Source organism: Escherichia sp. MOD1-EC5433, assembly GCF_002966005.1.
Classification (GTDB): Bacteria; Pseudomonadota; Gammaproteobacteria; order Enterobacterales; family Enterobacteriaceae; genus Escherichia; species Escherichia ruysiae.
In genome coordinates this window covers 341,511-358,791 of record NZ_PTRL01000002.1, presented here as the reverse complement: position 1 = coordinate 358,791, position 17,281 = coordinate 341,511, and the positions used below count along the sequence as shown (strand labels likewise).

The window sequence follows — 17,281 nt, the reverse complement described above, 5'->3', positions numbered from 1 at the left end:
ATATATTTAAAAATTAATCCCATTGAGATATATTATCAGCAGATGATTGATTTTTACCCGCAAGCATTTATTTAACAGATGAATATCGCCAGCCATTAATAAAACCGTAGGATTGTACTCTATTTTCTTTTAGGTATACCAGATTTATAAAAATGCATCATATGCATAGACATAAAGATATAATCAATGTGAATTATATCTTTATGTCTATTTTTTAAATATATACTTATTATCAAATAGACAAAAAAATCCCGGTGTCATTCCGGGATTTTATAAGAAATGCGTTTAACGACGGTTGCCAAAGATCCGCAGCAACATCAGGAACAGGTTGATGAAGTCCAGATACAACGTTAATGCGCCAAGAATGGAATATTTACGCAGGTTCGACGTGTCGCGAGTATCAATCTGTTCACCCATATTTTTCAGTTTCTGAGTGTCATACGCCGTCAGTCCAACAAAGACAATCACGCCGATGTAGGTGACTGCCCACATCAATGCTTCGCTTTTCAGCCAGAAATTCACCAGCGAGGCGATGACAATACCAATTAATGCCATAAATAGCATATTGCCGAAGCCACTTAAATCGCGTTTCGTGGTGTAACCATACAGACTCATCGCGCCAAACATCCCGGCGGTGACAACGAAGGTACTGGCAATAGAGGCGGCAGTGTAGACAATGAAAATACTGGAGAGCGTTAAGCCCGTTAGCGCCGAATAAAGCATAAAGAGCATCGTCGTTACGCCCGCGCTGAGTTTTTGAATCATCGCTGATAACACGATAACCAGAGCTAATTGCGCGATTATTAAACCGATTAAGAAGACCCGGTTAGTGAATAGCAGCTCCATAACGGCGGCAGAATTAGCCGCATACCAGGCAACAAATGCGGTCAGCAACAGGCCAACTGTCATCCAGCCATAGACCTGCGCCATATAGGTTTGCAAGCCAGCACGGGGTTGTACGATTGAATCTGAACGTGGGAATCTGTCCATGACTTTCTCCTGAAGATATAAGGAATATCTAAAGGATACTGCAAATGATGAGGGTGTGCATCGAGGCAGCGTAAACGCATGTCCAGAGCGGTGAAATTGCCGGATGCAGCGGTGCCTTATCCGGCCAACAAAAAACTACCAGCGTTTCGCCGCCTGCTGATCGCTCTCCCTGGCTTCGACCCAGCGATCACCTTCCGGCGTGGCTTCGCGCTTCCAGAACGGTGCGCGGGTTTTCAGATAATCCATAATAAACTGCCCGGCTTCAAACGCGCTGCTACGATGCGCGCTGGTGACCCCGACAAATACGATTTCATCGCCCGGCCATAATTCGCCAATGCGATGAATCACCGTGACGCGTCCCAGCGGCCAACGGTTACGCGCCTCATCCACGATTTCCGCCAGTGCCTTTTCCGTCATCCCCGGATAGTGTTCGAGGGTTAATGCTTTTACACTGTCGCCCAGGTTATGGTTGCGCACCTTACCGGTAAACGTGACCACTGCACCATCTTCGTCACGCTCCGCCAGCCACGGGTACTCTTCCCCTACACTGAACGGCTGCGGGCCGACAACAATTTTGGTTTCTGCCATCTTAACCTCCGGTTACCGGCGGGAAAAAAGCCACTTCGTCGCCGTCAGTCAGCGGATGGTCAAAACTCACCAGCGTCTGGTTGACGGCGGCCAGTAATTTGCCATCTTCCAGCGCCAGCGCCCAACGATCGCTCTGCGCTGCCAGGTGTTGGCGCAATGCTTCTACGTTTGGGAAATCCGCAGCCACTTCGGTTGCATCTGTTCCCACCAACTCACGCACCTGGGCGAAAAAAAGAACTTTAATCATCCGCTTCCACCTTAAAATCACCCGACTTGCCGCCGCTCTTCGCCAGCAAACGTACCGGGCCAATCACCATATCTTTTTGCACCGCTTTGCACATGTCATAAATGGTCAGCGCCGCCACAGAGGCTGCGGTTAATGCTTCCATTTCGACACCAGTTTTGCCGGTCAGACGACAAAGCGTTTCAATTCGTACCCGATTATGTTCCGGCTCGGCCTGTAAATTGACTTCAACTTTGCTGAGCATCAGCGGATGACAGAGCGGGATCAAATCCCAGGTGCGTTTTGCCGCCTGAATACCGGCAATGCGCGCAGTGGCAAATACGTCGCCTTTGTGGTGGCGACCATCAATGATCATCGCCAGCGTCTCACTGCGCATGGTGACAAAGGCTTCGGCGCGCGCTTCACGTACAGTTTCCGCTTTGGCGGAGACATCCACCATGTGCGCTTCGCCAGCGGCGTTGATATGGGTCAGTTGCGACATACTTATTTCTTCAAATGTGGATGGAAATTGCACGGACGCGTACGGGCATCCAGCTGCGGAGCGATGATATTTTCCCAGGCGGTGCGGCACGCTTTGGTTGAACCAGGCATGGCGAAAATCAGTGTCTTGTTAGCAACACCCGCCACCGCACGAGATTGCAGCGTTGCGGTGCCAATCTCTTCGAACGACAGCATACGGAACACTTCGCCGAAGCCTTCGACTTCACGATCGAACAGCGGCAGCAGTGCTTCTGGCGCCTGATCGCCTTCCGTCAGGCCAGTACCACCTGTAATCAGCACCACTTGCACATCGTCGCTGGCGATCCACGCAGATACCTGGGCACGGATGGCGTAGCGATTTTCTTTGACTATGGCTTTATCGACAACGTGATGGCCTGCTTCCTGCGCCGAGTCGCGCAGATAGTGACCGGAGGTATCGTCTTCTTCACCGCGACGATTAGAAACCGTAAGAATAGCAATACGGGTCGGGATAAATTCAGTGCTTACCTGACTCATCTGATCTCTCCTTTTGACGTTTTAACCGCCAATGTACGATAAGTTTTGCGTAATACCGGTGTTGTTTTGATGCAGGAAATGGGTCTGTTTTTTCTCCCGCAGCGCCGCCGAAATACGTGCTTCCAGCGCCTGTTGCTGGGTATCGTCTTCCAGCAGATCGCGCAGGTTAACGCCGCCTTCACCAAACAAGCAGAGGTGGAGTTTACCAATGGAGGAGACGCGCAGGCGGTTGCAGGTGGCGCAGAAGTCTTTTTCATACGGCATGATAAGGCCGATCTCTCCGGCGTAATCCGGATGACAAAAAACTTGCGCGGGACCGTCGCTGCGTTGACGAAGCTGATGGAGCCAGCCACGACGCAGCAGCTCGTCACGCAGAACCTGACCAGAGATATGGTGCTTACGGAAGAGTTCGCTACCCTCGCCCGTTTCCATCAGTTCGATAAAACGCAGCTGAATGGGGCGATGCTGGATCCAGTTCAGAAAGGTGTCGAGTTGATGATGATTGACATCCCGCATCAGCACGGTATTGACTTTAACCTTCTCAAACCCGGCTTCAAATGCGGCATCGATGCCTGCCATTACCTGGTTGAATTTATCCTGCCCGGTAATGGCGTGAAACTGACGGGCGTCGAGGCTATCAACGCTGACGTTAATGCCTGTCAGGCCTGCATCGCGCCAGTTCGCGACATCGCGTTCCAGGCGATAACCATTGGTGGTGACCGCAATCTGGCGAATAGCGTCGTTTTCCCGCACAGCGGCGATGATATCGGTAAAGTCGCGACGTAAAGACGGCTCGCCGCCTGTCAGACGCACTTTTTCGGTGCCCAGACTGGCGAAGGCGCGCGTAACCCGACGAATTTCATCGACGGTCAGGAAGCCTTTATTAGTGACGCCGCTCGGCTTGTAGCCATCCGGCAGGCAGTAGGTGCAACGAAAGTTACACACATCGGTAATCGACAGGCGCAAGTAGTAAAACTTACGCGCAAATGCATCAGTCAGTTGTGAAGCCATGTACACCTTTCCAGATACGGGAGGCGAAGTCATTTCTTCCTTCGCCCTGGTGGCAATCTTTATGAGCATTGTCACGGCCAAAGCACCGTATCAGTTGACCCAGGTGCAGAGGCTAGAGTGTTTAGTGGTTATGCCGATACTAGCGTGTAAATGAGATTTTTACCATTCACACTTTTCGCTATGTAATCATATATATAGCGTCATGATCGTGCTATTTCACTACAGAATAAGGGAAAATGACGGTTTTACTTTGATGTACATCATCAGCAATGCAGTGCGTATATCGTCCTTTAGAGGTAGAAAACAATTATTTATATCCTCAATATTGGCAGGTTAATTGCTGTTTCCCTGTCAGTTGCGCTACTGTAGCGCGGATAATCTGACTTCAGGAATTTATATGCGCAATCGTACGCTGGCTGACCTTGATCGTGTCGTTGCTCTCGGCGGAGGGCATGGACTGGGACGCGTTCTCTCCTCACTTTCGTCTTTGGGTTCTCGTTTAACGGGAATTGTGACCACCACCGATAATGGTGGTTCGACAGGACGAATTCGCCGCTCAGAAGGCGGTATTGCCTGGGGCGATATGCGCAACTGCCTTAATCAGTTGATTACGGAACCCAGCGTCGCTTCCGCGATGTTTGAATACCGTTTTGGCGGTAATGGCGAACTTTCCGGGCATAACCTTGGAAACCTGATGTTAAAGGCACTGGATCACCTTAGCGTGCGGCCTCTGGAAGCCATCAATTTGATTCGTAATCTGCTGAAAGTGGACGCGCATTTGATTCCGATGTCAGAGCATCCTGTTGATCTGATGGCGATTGACGATCAGGGGCATGAAGTTTACGGCGAGGTGAATATTGACCAGTTAACCACGCCGATTCAGGAATTACTGTTAACCCCTAATGTGCCTGCCACGCGTGAAGCGGTACATGCTATCAATGAAGCAGATCTGATTCTTATCGGGCCAGGCAGTTTTTATACCAGCCTGATGCCGATCCTGCTGCTTAAGGAAATGGCGCAGGCATTGCGCCGCACGCCAGCTCCGATGGTCTATATAGGCAATCTGGGGCGTGAACTTAGCTTACCAGCGGCGAATCTGAAGCTGGAAAATAAGCTGGCGATTATGGAGCAGTATGTCGGCAAGAAGGTTATTGATGCCGTAGTCGTTGGGCCGAAAGTGGATGTTTCTGCGGTCACCGACAGAATAGTGATTCAGGACGTACTGGAGGCCAGCGATATCCCCTATCGTCATGACCGCCAGTTGTTACATAACGCACTGGAAAAGGCGTTACAAGCGTTGGGTTAACGTGGCTGAGATTGCTGACCAGGCTTCTGGAGCAATGCGGCCTGTTCCCCTCACCCTAACCCTCTCCCTCTCCCCAAAGGGGCGAGGGGATCGTTCGAGCACTTTTTTGACTTCATAGTTAATCTGAGCCGGAAGAACATTCCGACTTTCTCATCTCGTCACGACGCGGCAATAAACAGCTCACGCAACTGATGCAACTGATCGCGAATTTGCGCCGCCTCTTCGAACTCCAGATTTTGCGCATGTTTCATCATCTGCCCTTCCAGCTCATGGATTTTCTGCTGCAACGCTTTTGGCGACATATCCATCGGCACATTATCCGGCTCAACAATCGCGCGCGCTTTCCCTCTGCCCTTGGCTTTGGTTTTAGCAATGTTCTGCCCCAGCGCCAGGATATCGACCACTTTCTTGTTCAGCCCTTGCGGTGTAATGCCATGCTCTTCGTTGTACTTCTGCTGTTTCTCGCGGCGACGTTCGGTTTCACCAATGGCTTTCGCCATTGACGGGGTTATCTTATCGCCGTAGAGAATCGCTTTGCCGTTGACGTTACGCGCCGCACGCCCGATGGTCTGAATTAATGAACGTTCAGAACGCAGGAAGCCCTCTTTGTCGGCGTCGAGGATTGCCACCAGCGACACTTCCGGCATATCCAGACCTTCGCGCAGTAAGTTGATGCCAACCAGCACATCGAACTCGCCCAGACGCAAGTCGCGGATGATTTCCATACGTTCAACGGTATCAATGTCGGAGTGAAGATAACGCACGCGCTCGCCGTGTTCTTCGAGATATTCGGTGAGGTCTTCCGCCATCCGCTTGGTCAGCGTCGTCACCAGAACGCGTTCGTTAATTGCCGCCCGCAGGCGAATTTCTGAAAGAAGATCATCGACCTGGGTCGCTACCGGACGCACTTCGATAATCGGATCAAGCAATCCGGTTGGACGCACCACCTGATCCACCACGTCGCCGCCTGATTTTTCCAGCTCGTAATTACCCGGCGTCGCAGAAACATAGATGGTTTGCGGGGCTAAAGCTTCGAACTCTTCAAATTTCAGTGGACGGTTATCCAGCGCAGATGGCAGGCGGAAACCGTACTCCACCAGCGTTTCTTTACGCGCCCGGTCGCCGCGATACATACCGCCAATCTGCGGAATGGTGACGTGTGATTCATCAACCACCAGCAGCCCATCGGCAGGCAGATAATCAAACAGCGTCGGCGGTGGCTCGCCAGGCCCGCGCCCGGAGAGGAAGCGCGAATAGTTTTCAATGCCCGAACAGTAGCCCAGCTCATTCATCATCTCCAGATCAAACTGGGTACGCTGGGTCAGCCGCTGCTCTTCCAGCAACTTGTTATTTGCCAGCAGTACTTTGCGCCGATCCGCCAGTTCTTCTTTAATCTCTTCCATCGCCTGCACAATGCGCTCGCGCGGCGTAACATAGTGCGTTTTCGGGTAGATGGTATAACGCGCAATGGTCGAGATAATCTGCCCGGTCAGTGGGTCGAAAAGCGAGAGACGCTCCACTTCTTCGTCGAACAATTCTACACGTAGCGCAACGTCGTCGGACTCTGCCGGGAAGATGTCGATCACCTCACCGCGCACGCGGAAAGTGCCGCGCTGGAACGCCTGGTCGTTGCGGGTATATTGCAACTCCGCCAGGCGGCGCAGGATAGCCCGTTGATCGATAATCATACCGACCGTGAGGTGCAGCATCATTTTGAGATATAAATCAGGATCGCCCAGACCATAAATAGCGGAAACTGACGCTACGACAATAACATCTCGCCGCTCCAGCAACGCTTTGGTTGCTGAAAGTCGCATCTGTTCGATATGTTCGTTTACTGAGGCATCTTTCTCAATAAACGTATCTGAACTCGGAACATAGGCTTCTGGCTGATAGTAATCGTAATAGGAGACGAAATACTCCACCGCGTTTTCCGGGAAGAACTCTTTCATCTCACCATATAGTTGCGCTGCCAGCGTTTTGTTGGGCGCCAGCACCATGGTTGGGCGTTGCAGGTCAGCGATGACATTAGCAATAGTGAAGGTTTTTCCCGACCCCGTCACGCCGAGCAGAGTCTGATGCGCGAGGCCATCCTCCAGCCCCTCTTTGAGGCGTCGAATCGCCTCCGGCTGATCGCCAGAAGGTTTGAACGCGGAATTCAGTTTGAATGGTTTACTCATGAGTTGCTACCTGAAGGAATGGGCGGGCAGGTGTGTAATTTTACTCGTCATGATTAATAATGCCAATAAATTATACTGGATAAAAAAACAGTCTCACACCACAACATTTCTGTTACGCCGTCAACTAAGGTCTAAACCGTAGGTAAAATTGACGCTGTGACGAGATAAAACTCTGGTCTGCAGGGTTATCCCCAGAGCAATGGCTTTTTTAACATTTGTCAAGATAGCTGATGACGGATTTATTGCAGGAGATGACTCTTTCCTGACAGCCATTGCATTTATATAACAGATTGAAAAATAACAAATATTTATTTAAGCCGTCTTTAGCGCCAATTTGCGTGCAAGCCGCGTATTCTCTCGCTTACCTTACGTTTTCTAACTCTAATGCACATGGTTATCCACAGGAATAGTGGATAACTGCCTGCAGCCCCTATGTCCAGCCGCCTGGGCAATTCCCATACTAATCGTATAATGCGGGGGTAAAATTTTTTTCGCGATTTTTTTAGCATTTTATTGGTTAAATTACGGGCGAGCGAAGACGCGATCTCGCTCGCAATTCAACCAATTTTTTTGCTACTTCAGTGATGTGAGATTTATATATTTTCCGGTTAGCGCACTTTCTGGATTTTCCTGGAGCCAGGGGATTTCCCCCAGCAGCGGCGCGGAGATCATTCGGGTGAGCGTAGCCATATATTCACTGTGGCGTTTACCCTGCGGCGTGACATCGTTCGCCACCCAGCCTGCGAGTGTTAGCCCTGCCTGCTGTACTGCCTGTGCTGTCAGCATTGCATGATTGATGCAGCCCAGTTTTACCCCAACGACCAGAATCACCGGCAGTTGTTCCTGCGTTACCCACTCTGCAAACATGAACGAATCCGAAAGCGGCGTAAACCAGCCGCCCGCGCCTTCCACTAACACCCACTCAGCCTGGTGTTCCAGCGCACGTAATCCGGCGCTCATCACCAATGGGTCAATTGGCCTGCCCTCTTGCGCGCTGATGATATGCGGCGAGGTCGCCTCTTCGAAGGTGTATGGATTCACCGTGGCGTAATCCAGCTGCAGGCTGCTGTTGCGCTGTAACGCCAGTGCATCGCTGTTGCGTAAACCTTCTGCAGTCATTTCGCTACCGGAGGCAACGGGTTTGTAGCCTGCCGTTCGGTAACCTGTGGCCTTCGCGGCCTGCAACAGTGCACAACTGGCAACGGTTTTACCCACTTCGGTGTCCGTTCCGGTAACAAAATAGCGTTTACTCACGAGCAATTACTCCCAAAAAAAGATAATACGTCAGGGGATATAGCCCCTGCTGTTGCGGCCAGGCCATTTGCAGTTGTTGTAGCTGTGAACGGGTTAATACTCGCGGGTCGCGCCCTGCATGAAGATGCGTTGCGCCAATGCCTTTCAGCGAACGCATGGCACTGAGCGCATCATCAAACCACAGCGTGACAGGCTGCATATTATGTTGATAACGAAAACCTTTTAGCGCCTGTTCAATATCTGCTGACGGTAAAAAGCGATTGGCATGGGGGCGTTCGTCTACCGCTTGCCACGCCTGATGCAGTTCGGGTAACGATCCCTGCACCAGCGTGGTAAACGCCACTACGCCACCGGGGCGCACCACTCTGTATAGCTCGCGGAGTGCCGTGGATAAATTACCGCACCACTGCACCGCGAGATTGCTCCATACAAGATCGAACGTCGCAGTCGCTAACGGCAGGGATTCGATATCCCCCGCCAGATAATGATCTGCGGCATCCTTCTGGCGTGCCTGGGCAAGCATTGGCGGCGAGAGATCTAACGCAGTCACCTGCGCGTGACGTTCTCGCCAGTGGCGACTCATCCAGCCAGGTCCACAACCAGCGTCCAGTACGTGGGTGTATTTACGCTGTGGGAGCATTGCCAGTAAGGCGTCGGCACTGTGGCGCTGTAACTCTGCGTGTTGCTCATATTGTGAGGCAGCCCGACCAAATGCCGCCGCAATGGCTTGTTTATTGACCGTTGCCATGCAGCACCTCCAGCAAACGGTCGATATCCTGCGTTTCATGCACTGCGGTTAGCGTTAAGCGTAGACGCGCGGTGCCGACGGGTACGGTTGGTGGGCGAATCGCTGTTACCCAGCAACCTTGCTGACGCAGTTTTTCTGCCAGGCGTAATGCGCGAGCGTTATCACCGATGATTAATGGCTGAATGGCGCTACGTGAATCCGCAAGAGTAAACGGCAAACCCTGCACTCCGGCACGAAAACGCGTAATGAGCGCCGCCAGTTTTTCGCGCCGTGCATCACCTTCTTCACTGCGAATAACCGCCAGAGATGCGCGTAATGCCTGCGACTGCGCCGGAGGCATACTGGTGCTGTAGATAAGATGACGGGCAAATTGCAGCAGATAATCCGCCACAGTTTCAGAGCAAAGCACCGCCGCACCGCTGACACCAAATCCTTTGCCAAAAGTAACAACCAGCAATTCTGGTTTCACCTGCTGTTGCCAGCAGCTACCGCGCCCCTGTTCACCGATAACGCCCGTACCGTGGGCATCGTCGACCATCAACCAGCCATTGTGCTGCTGCGTCTCACGGTGGATTTCTGCCAGCGGCGCACTATCACCGTCCATACTGAATACGCCTTCTGTCACCACCAGTTGCAACCCCGGACAGGAGGAAGCAAGCAGGCGCGCCAGATGAGCGACATCGTTATGAGCAAAACGGCGAAGTTGCGCCGGACTTAAACTGGCAGCTTCCAGCAACGAGGCATGGCTAAGCCGGTCGGCAACGATGCGATCTTCTTTTGCCATCATCGCGGCAATGACGGCCTGATTAGCGGCAAAACCGGAGATAAACAGCAGCGCCCGCGAATAACCCAGCCACTCGGCCAATTCTTCTTCCAGCGCCTGATGCGCCACGCTATAACCGCTGACGTGACCAGAACCGCCGCTGCCGACGCCAAATTGCTCCGCGCCCTGCTGCCAGGCACGGATAATTTGCGGATGATGGCTTAAACCTAAGTAATCGTTACTGGAAAAGTTCAGATACTGGCGTTCGTCCGCCACCAGCCAGCGTCCGGCGCCTTGCGCCACCGGATAACGGCGACGCAAGGCATCGGCAGCACGCCGCGCATCGAGCGCCGCGTTGATTTTCTCCTGCCAGCTCATAGGGCTGCCGCGTTATAATATTCGTCAGTGTCCGGGGTCATCAGCGCCTGCTCCAGACGCTGCTGTTGTTCGTTATCCCCTGCCAGCACGGCAGTTTGCTGCGGATTCAGCCCCAGTTTGCGGAACAGTTGCAGGTCTTTATCTTCTTCCGGATTCGGCGTGGTCAGCAGTTTGCAACCATAGAAAATCGAGTTAGCGCCAGCCATAAAGCACATCGCCTGAGTCTGTTCATTCATCTGCTCGCGTCCGGCAGAAAGGCGCACGTAAGAAGTCGGCATCATGATCCGCGCCACCGCAATGGTGCGAATAAAATCAAAGGCATCGACATCGTCGTTATCGGCAAGCGGCGTGCCTTTCACCTTCACCAGCATGTTGATTGGTACGCTTTCCGGCGGCGTCGGCAGGTTTGCCAGTTGCAGCAATAATCCGGCGCGATCTTTTACCGTTTCGCCTAAGCCCACAATGCCACCTGAGCAGACTTTGATCCCGGCATCGCGCACTTTTTCCAGCGTATCGAGACGTTCCTGATAAGTACGTGTGGTGATGATATTGCCGTAAAACTCCGGCGAGGTGTCGAGGTTGTGGTTGTAGTAATCCAGCCCGGCGTTCGCGAGGCGCTGCGCCTGAGATTCACTCAACGTGCCCAGCGTCATACACGCCTCCAGGCCCATCGCTTTTACCCCTTGCACCATCTGCTCCAGGTACGGCATATCGCGTTCGTGGGGATTCTTCCACGCCGCGCCCATGCAGAAACGTGTCGATCCCGCCGCTTTCGCTTTGCGCGCCGACTCCAGCACCTGTTCAACTTCCATCAACCGTTCGGCTTCCAGCCCGGTTTTATAGCGCGAGCTTTGCGGGCAGTATTTGCAATCTTCCGGGCAAGCACCGGTTTTAATTGACAGCAAAGTGCTGACCTGTACCTGACGAGGATCGAAATGCTGACGATGCACCTGCTGCGCTTCAAACAGCAGATCCAGCAACGGTTTTTCAAATAATTCTGTGACTTGCGACAATGTCCAGCGTGGGCGGTGAGCCATGGGGCTTCTCCAGAACGTGTTTTTTGTTGTTAATTCGGTGTAGACTTGTAAACCTAAATCTTTTCAATTTGGTTTACAAGTCGATTATGACAACGGACGATCTTGCCTTTGACCAACGCCATATCTGGCACCCATACACATCCATGACCTCCCCGCTGCCGGTTTATCCGGTGGCGAGCGCGGAAGGTTGCGAGCTGATTTTGTCTGACGGCAGACGCCTGGTTGACGGTATGTCGTCCTGGTGGGCAGCGATCCACGGTTACAATCACCCGCAGCTTAATGCGGCGATGAAGTCGCAAATTGATGCCATGTCGCATGTGATGTTTGGCGGTATCACCCATGCGCCAGCCGTCGAACTTTGCCGCAAACTGGTGGCGATAACACCACAACCGCTGGAGTGCGTTTTTCTCGCGGACTCCGGTTCCGTGGCGGTAGAAGTGGCGATGAAGATGGCGTTGCAGTACTGGCAGGCCAAAGGCGAAACGCGCCAGCGTTTTCTGACCTTCCGCAATGGTTATCATGGCGATACTTTTGGCGCGATGTCGGTATGCGATCCTGACAACTCAATGCACAGCCTGTGGAAAGGCTATCTGCCAGAAAACTTGTTTGCCCCGGCTCCGCAAAGCCGCATGGACGGCGAATGGGATGAGCGCGATATGGTGGGCTTTGCGCGCCTGATGGCGGCGCATCGTCATGAAATTGCTGCGGTGATCATTGAACCGATTGTCCAGGGCGCAGGCGGGATGCGCATCTACCATCCGGAATGGTTAAAACGAATCCGCAAAATGTGCGATCGCGAAGGTATCTTGCTGATTGCTGACGAAATCGCCACCGGATTTGGTCGAACCGGCAAACTGTTTGCTTGTGAACATGCGGGGATCGCGCCGGACATTTTATGCCTCGGTAAAGCCTTAACCGGCGGCACGATGACCCTTTCCGCTACGCTCACCACACGTCAGGTTGCGGAAACTATTAGTAACGGCGAAGCCGGTTGCTTTATGCACGGGCCAACTTTTATGGGCAATCCGCTGGCCTGCGCGGCAGCGAACGCCAGCCTGACGATTATCGAATCCGGTAAATGGCAACAGCAGGTGGCAAATATTGAAGCGCAACTACGCGAGCAACTGGCACCAGCCCGTGACGCCGAAATGGTTGCCGATGTGCGCGTGCTGGGGGCAATTGGCGTGGTCGAAACCACTCGTCCGGTGAATATGGCAGCACTGCAAAAATTCTTTGTCGAGCAGGGTGTGTGGATCCGGCCTTTTGGCAAACTGATTTACCTGATGCCGCCTTATATTATTCGCCCGGAACAGTTGCAGCGCCTGACCGCAGCGGTAAATCACGCCGTACTGGATGAAACATTTTTTTGCCAATAACGGGAAGTCAGCGTGAGGGTTTCTGGCTACACTTTCTGCAAACAAGAAAGGAGGGTTAATGAAACTCATCAGTAATGATCTGCGCGATGGCGATAAGCTACCGCATCGTCATGTCTTTAACGGCATGGGTTACGATGGCGATAATATTTCGCCACATCTGGCGTGGGATGATGTTCCTGCGGGAACAAAAAGTTTTGTCGTCACCTGCTACGACCCGGATGCGCCGACCGGCTCCGGCTGGTGGCACTGGGTAGTTGTTAACTTGCCTGCCGATACCCGTGTATTGCCGCAAGGATTTGGCTCTGGTCTGGTAGCAATCCCTGATGGCGTGCTCCAGACACGCACTGATTTTGGTAAAACCGGGTACGATGGCGCTGCGCCGCCGAAAGGCGAAACCCATCGCTACATTTTTACCGTTCACGCGCTGGATGTAGAACGTATTGATGTCGATGAAGGTGCCAGCGGCGCGATGGTCGGTTTTAACGTCCATTTCCACTCTCTCGCCAGTGCATCAATTACCGCGATGTTCAGTTAAATAATCTGTCAGATGGTGCAAGGCCATCTGACATCACTTAAAGGTATTAAAAACAACTTTTTGTCTTTTTACCTTCCCGTTTCGCTAAAGTTAGTATAAAAAAGCAGGCTTCAACGGATTCATTTTTCCATTTCAAAGCCCGGAGCAACCTGTGAACACATTTTCAGTTTCCCGTCTGGCGCTGGCACTGGCTTTTGGCGTGACGCTGACCGCCTGTAGCTCAACACCGCCCGATCAACGTCCTTCCGATCAAGTAGCACCTGGTACGTCTTCTCGCCCGATTCTGTCGGCAAAAGAAGCGCAGAATTTCGATGCTCAACACTATTTTGCGTCCCTGACGCCAGGTGCTACAGCATGGAATCCTTCCCCGATTACCCTGCCTGCGCAACCTGACTTTGTTGTCGGCCCGGCGGGTACTCAAGGTGTAACGCATACCACGATTCAGGCGGCGGTAGATGCGGCGATTATCAAGCGTACAAATAAGCGCCAGTATATTGCCGTGATGCCAGGTGAGTATGAAGGTACAGTTTATGTCCCTGCCGCTCCGGGGGGAATCACTGTCTACGGTATGGGCGAAAAACCGATTGATGTGAAGATTGGGCTTTCCCTTGATGGTGGAATGAGCCCTGCCGACTGGCGTCATGACGTCAACCCGCGCGGCAAATATATGCCAGGTAAACCAGCGTGGTACATGTACGATAGCTGCCAGAGCAAACGCAGCAACAGCATCGGCGTTCTCTGTTCTGCGGTCTTCTGGTCACAAAACAATGGTCTGCAACTGCAAAACCTGACCATTGAAAACACCCTGGGCGATAGCGTAGATGCGGGTAACCATCCGGCAGTGGCGTTGCGTACTGACGGCGATAAAGTGCAGATCAACAACGTTAACATTCTCGGTCGTCAGAATACCTTCTTTGTTACCAACAGTGGTGTGCAGAACCGTCTGGAAACCAACCGTCAGCCGCGTACTCTGGTAACTAATAGCTACATCGAAGGGGATGTGGATATCGTTTCCGGCCGTGGTGCAGTGGTGTTCGATAATACCGAATTCCGCGTGGTGAACTCACGTACTCAGCAAGAAGCGTATGTGTTTGCACCGGCTACGCTGTCCAATATTTACTACGGTTTCCTCGCGGTAAACAGCCGTTTCAATGCTTCCGGTGATGGCGTCGCGCAGCTGGGCCGCTCGCTGGATGTTGATGCCAATACCAACGGTCAGGTAGTGATCCGTGATAGCGCCATCAACGAAGGTTTTAACACGGCTAAACCGTGGGCCGATGCGGTGATCTCTAATCGTCCGTTTGCGGGTAACACCGGCAGCGTTGATGATAACGACGAAGTACAGCGCAATCTGAATGACACTAACTACAACCGCATGTGGGAATACAATAACCGTGGCGTGGGTAGCAAAGTGGTTGCAGAAGCAAAGAAATAAGAGCTATTAACTCATTGCCGGATGCGGCGTAAACGCCTTATCCGGCCTACGGGTCGATGCGATTCGTAGGTCGGATAAGATGCGCCAGCATCGCATCCGACAATAAGTGCCGGATGCGACCTACATTCACATGGCGCTTTTTACATCTGACGGTTTTTATTGAAGTTAATCAAACTACCCGCCTTGATAATCTCGCGCTCTTCCGCAGTCAGATTTTCCATATAGAGCGTGATTTCCGTAACCGGCGCATCTTCATGGATCACATAACCTTTGAAGGTCGTACCTGGATTATCCAGCGCCGCTTTAATGCCAGGAATATAAATGTAATCCCCCACTTCAAAGTTCGGCACTTCTGCCATTTGCAGCGGTAACATCCCCCAGTTGATGACATTAGAACGGTAACGTTTAGTCGCGTATTCCTCGGCAATATTCGCCAGACCGCCAATCACACGCTGGCAGCTCGCCGCCTGTTCACGCGCAGAACCATCACCTGGTTTGACCGCATAAACCATGCTGCCAATTTCAGTTTGCAGCGGATCAATATGTTCCTGACCAGCAATCTGTTTAATACGGGCAAATACGGATTCCAGCTCGCTGACATTCCCTGCCAGACGCTGATTTTCCAGCTCAGCAGTCGCTTTACTTCTGCCAACATAACCTGGATCGCGGCGTGACAGGGTAAACTCCGCCAGACCAATCGGATTTGAACGATAAGAAGAGGTTTCACCGGAAGGAATCAATTCGTCAGTGGTAGTCACTTCGTCGAGGATCTTCGAGCACACTTTGAGGACGATATTGTCAGTCAGCGCGCCCAATTCCGGCCAGTCTTTAATGTTTGGTCCGTAGATCAGCGATTGCTTGGTCGCCCCTTTCACAAAGCCTTGATAGACGCGATTTTTATACGGCGTTACATCGAAGGCATACTCCGGCACGTTGTCCCAGCAATCCAGCTCGCTGGCAGAGGTTAAATAGCCACCGTTTGCCGCAGTCGCAGCGATAGAACGGGCGTCCATTAATGCAACCGCTGACATCTGACCATTAGCTGGCTTAGAGCCCTCGCGATTCGGGAAGTTACGCGTGGTGTGGCGAATACTCAAACCGTTGTTGATTGGCGTATCACCTGCCCCAAAGCATGGGCCGCAGAACGCAGTTCTGATGATTGCGCCTGCGCCAATCAAATCTGCTACCACGCCTTTTTTGGCTAAATCCATAAACACCGGCTGTGATGACGGATAAACCGCCAGCGAGAAGGTGTCGTTGCCACAGGATTGACCACGCAGTGCATTCGCCGCTGCAATAACGTTTTCATAGTTACCGCCAGAACAGCCTGCGATAATCCCCTGTTGTACTTTCAGGCGACCATTTTCGACTTTATCCAGCAGCGAGAGTCTGGCTTTACCGTGCGCCACGCGCTCGGACTCGATTTCAATCTCACGCAGAATGTCGGTCAGGTTCTGGTTCAGCGTGTCGATTTCATACACGTTGCTCGGGTGGAACGGCAGCGCAATCATTGGTTTGATGGCACTTAAATCAACGCTAATGCACCCATCGTAGTACGCCATCGGTTGAGGGTTAAGCTGGCAGTAATCCTGGCCGCGACCGTGCAGCGCCAGCCAGTTATGAACTTCTTCATCGGTTTGCCAGACAGAACTTAAACAGGTGGTTTCAGTGGTCATAACGTCAACGCTGTTACGGAAATCGGTAGAGAGCGCAGCAACACCTGGCCCCACGAACTCCATCACTTTATTTTTGACGTAGCCGTTTTTGAACACCGCGCCGATAATTGCCAGCGCCACATCCTGCGGCCCCACATAGGGTGCTGGTTTTCCGGTCAAATGCACTGCAACAACGCCCGGATAGTCGATATCCCAGGTGTCATTAAGCAGTTGTTTTACCAGCTCGCCGCCGCCCTCGCCGACCGCCATTGTACCTAACGCACCGTAACGGGTGTGGCTGTCTGAACCGAGGATCATTTTGCCGCCGCCTGCCATCATTTCACGCATATATTGATGGATGACCGCAATATGCGGAGGCACAAAAATACCGCCATAACGCTGCGCTGCCGATAAACCAAAAACATGGTCATCACCGTTAATGGTGCCGCCGACGGCGCACAGTGAGTTATGGCAGTTGGTCAGCACATACGGCAGCGGGAAACGTTCCATGCCGGACGCTTTAGCGGTCTGTACAATACCAACAAAGGTAATATCGTGGGAGGCTAAGGAATCAAACTTAATTTTAAGTTTGTCCATATTTCCGGACGTGTTATGAGAAGAGAGAATAGACCAGGCAATAGTGCCTTTCTTTGCTTCTTCTTTTTTAATTTCGCCGGTGAAATGTTCTTCGGCAATTATTTCGTTATTACTGGCGAGAAACACGCCTTTTTCAGATAACTTGATCATCAAATGCTCCAGATATCTGCGCACCGTAAAGTGCGCAG

16 protein-coding genes and 1 riboswitch are annotated in these 17,281 nt (G+C 52.2%); of the genes, 4 read left to right on the top strand and 12 right to left on the bottom strand.

Annotated elements, in window-relative coordinates; translation table 11 throughout:
- Positions 1-285 precede the first annotated feature (285 nt).
- From C3D30_RS06240 to moaA, 6 genes are all read right to left on the bottom strand, one after another.
- Positions 286-990, bottom strand: coding sequence for a Bax inhibitor-1/YccA family protein (locus C3D30_RS06240; RefSeq protein WP_000373623.1), 705 nt, complete (start codon positions 988-990; stop codon positions 286-288).
- A gap of 135 nt (positions 991-1,125) precedes the next feature.
- Positions 1,126-1,578, bottom strand: a complete 453-nt coding sequence (moaE, locus tag C3D30_RS06235; protein ID WP_000852287.1) for a molybdopterin synthase catalytic subunit MoaE — start codon at positions 1,576-1,578, stop codon at positions 1,126-1,128.
- Position 1,579: 1 nt separating this feature from the next.
- Entirely contained in the window at positions 1,580-1,825 is a 246-nt protein-coding gene (gene moaD / locus C3D30_RS06230) for a molybdopterin synthase sulfur carrier subunit (protein ID WP_000598607.1), read from the bottom strand.
- Positions 1,818-2,303 carry a cyclic pyranopterin monophosphate synthase MoaC gene (gene moaC / locus C3D30_RS06225; RefSeq protein WP_000080885.1) on the bottom strand — a complete coding sequence of 162 codons (486 nt, stop codon included), beginning with the start codon at positions 2,301-2,303 and terminating at the stop codon, positions 1,818-1,820. Before moaC ends, moaD begins: the two co-directional genes overlap by 8 nt.
- 2 nt (positions 2,304-2,305) lie before the next feature.
- The gene (gene moaB / locus C3D30_RS06220) at positions 2,306-2,818 is read right to left on the bottom strand and encodes a molybdenum cofactor biosynthesis protein B (protein ID WP_000084634.1); all 513 of its coding nucleotides are present in this window, start codon (positions 2,816-2,818) and stop codon (positions 2,306-2,308) included.
- Between the two features lie 21 nt (positions 2,819-2,839).
- A complete protein-coding gene (moaA, locus tag C3D30_RS06215) occupies positions 2,840-3,829 on the bottom strand; it encodes a GTP 3',8-cyclase MoaA (protein ID WP_010351242.1) in 990 nt (329 codons plus the stop codon).
- A riboswitch (molybdenum cofactor riboswitch) is annotated at positions 3,817-3,961 on the bottom strand. It overlaps the preceding gene by 13 nt.
- Positions 3,962-4,226: 265 nt before the next feature.
- On the opposite strand from moaA, the gene yvcK reads away from it, so the two are divergent.
- On the top strand, positions 4,227-5,135 hold the full coding sequence (gene yvcK, locus C3D30_RS06210) for a uridine diphosphate-N-acetylglucosamine-binding protein YvcK (RefSeq protein ID WP_010347415.1): 909 nt from the start codon (positions 4,227-4,229) through the stop codon (positions 5,133-5,135).
- Between the two features lie 158 nt (positions 5,136-5,293).
- Here yvcK and uvrB read toward each other — a convergent pair whose 3' ends face one another.
- From uvrB to bioB, 5 genes are all read right to left on the bottom strand, one after another.
- Positions 5,294-7,315 carry an excinuclease ABC subunit UvrB gene (uvrB, locus tag C3D30_RS06205; protein WP_000042545.1) on the bottom strand — a complete coding sequence of 674 codons (2,022 nt, stop codon included), beginning with the start codon at positions 7,313-7,315 and terminating at the stop codon, positions 5,294-5,296.
- 573 nt (positions 7,316-7,888) lie between these two features.
- Complete coding sequence (bioD, locus tag C3D30_RS06200) at positions 7,889-8,569, bottom strand: dethiobiotin synthase (protein ID WP_105286606.1); 681 nt, start codon at positions 8,567-8,569, stop codon at positions 7,889-7,891.
- On the bottom strand, positions 8,562-9,317 hold the full coding sequence (bioC, locus tag C3D30_RS06195) for a malonyl-ACP O-methyltransferase BioC (protein ID WP_105286605.1): 756 nt from the start codon (positions 9,315-9,317) through the stop codon (positions 8,562-8,564). Before bioC ends, bioD begins: the two co-directional genes overlap by 8 nt.
- Positions 9,301-10,458 (bottom strand): 8-amino-7-oxononanoate synthase, encoded by a 1,158-nt coding sequence (gene bioF / locus C3D30_RS06190; RefSeq protein WP_000118850.1) that lies wholly within the window; start codon positions 10,456-10,458, stop codon positions 9,301-9,303. The genes bioC and bioF overlap by 17 nt, the downstream gene beginning before the upstream one ends.
- Entirely contained in the window at positions 10,455-11,495 is a 1,041-nt protein-coding gene (bioB, locus tag C3D30_RS06185) for a biotin synthase BioB (protein ID WP_000951213.1), read from the bottom strand. The genes bioF and bioB overlap by 4 nt, the downstream gene beginning before the upstream one ends.
- Before the next feature lie 86 nt (positions 11,496-11,581).
- On the opposite strand from bioB, the gene bioA reads away from it, so the two are divergent.
- From bioA to C3D30_RS06170, 3 genes are all read left to right on the top strand, one after another.
- Positions 11,582-12,871 (top strand): adenosylmethionine--8-amino-7-oxononanoate transaminase, encoded by a 1,290-nt coding sequence (gene bioA, locus C3D30_RS06180; RefSeq protein ID WP_105286604.1) that lies wholly within the window; start codon positions 11,582-11,584, stop codon positions 12,869-12,871.
- Between the two features lie 58 nt (positions 12,872-12,929).
- Positions 12,930-13,406 (top strand): kinase inhibitor, encoded by a 477-nt coding sequence (locus C3D30_RS06175; RefSeq protein ID WP_000767387.1) that lies wholly within the window; start codon positions 12,930-12,932, stop codon positions 13,404-13,406.
- Between the two features lie 151 nt (positions 13,407-13,557).
- A complete protein-coding gene (locus C3D30_RS06170) occupies positions 13,558-14,841 on the top strand; it encodes a putative acyl-CoA thioester hydrolase (protein WP_001091595.1) in 1,284 nt (427 codons plus the stop codon).
- Positions 14,842-14,981: 140 nt separating this feature from the next.
- Here the strand turns inward: C3D30_RS06170 and C3D30_RS06165 are convergent, their stop codons facing one another.
- A complete protein-coding gene (locus C3D30_RS06165; RefSeq protein ID WP_105286603.1) occupies positions 14,982-17,243 on the bottom strand; it encodes a hydratase in 2,262 nt (753 codons plus the stop codon).
- Between the last annotated feature and the right edge of the window lie 38 nt (positions 17,244-17,281).

Coding starts and splice junctions, on each gene's coding strand:
- C3D30_RS06175 (WP_000767387.1), top strand. CDS start 12,930: ATGAAACTCATCAGTAATGATCTGCGCGATGGCGATAAGCTACCGCAT.
- moaB (WP_000084634.1), bottom strand. CDS start 2,818: ATGAGTCAGGTAAGCACTGAATTTATCCCGACCCGTATTGCTATTCTT.
- moaA (WP_010351242.1), bottom strand. CDS start 3,829: ATGGCTTCACAACTGACTGATGCATTTGCGCGTAAGTTTTACTACTTG.
- bioA (WP_105286604.1), top strand. CDS start 11,582: ATGACAACGGACGATCTTGCCTTTGACCAACGCCATATCTGGCACCCA.
- bioC (WP_105286605.1), bottom strand. CDS start 9,317: ATGGCAACGGTCAATAAACAAGCCATTGCGGCGGCATTTGGTCGGGCT.
- moaD (WP_000598607.1), bottom strand. CDS start 1,825: ATGATTAAAGTTCTTTTTTTCGCCCAGGTGCGTGAGTTGGTGGGAACA.
- bioB (WP_000951213.1), bottom strand. CDS start 11,495: ATGGCTCACCGCCCACGCTGGACATTGTCGCAAGTCACAGAATTATTT.
- C3D30_RS06240 (WP_000373623.1), bottom strand. CDS start 990: ATGGACAGATTCCCACGTTCAGATTCAATCGTACAACCCCGTGCTGGC.
- uvrB (WP_000042545.1), bottom strand. CDS start 7,315: ATGAGTAAACCATTCAAACTGAATTCCGCGTTCAAACCTTCTGGCGAT.
- C3D30_RS06165 (WP_105286603.1), bottom strand. CDS start 17,243: ATGATCAAGTTATCTGAAAAAGGCGTGTTTCTCGCCAGTAATAACGAA.
- yvcK (WP_010347415.1), top strand. CDS start 4,227: ATGCGCAATCGTACGCTGGCTGACCTTGATCGTGTCGTTGCTCTCGGC.
- bioF (WP_000118850.1), bottom strand. CDS start 10,458: ATGAGCTGGCAGGAGAAAATCAACGCGGCGCTCGATGCGCGGCGTGCT.
- moaE (WP_000852287.1), bottom strand. CDS start 1,578: ATGGCAGAAACCAAAATTGTTGTCGGCCCGCAGCCGTTCAGTGTAGGG.
- moaC (WP_000080885.1), bottom strand. CDS start 2,303: ATGTCGCAACTGACCCATATCAACGCCGCTGGCGAAGCGCACATGGTG.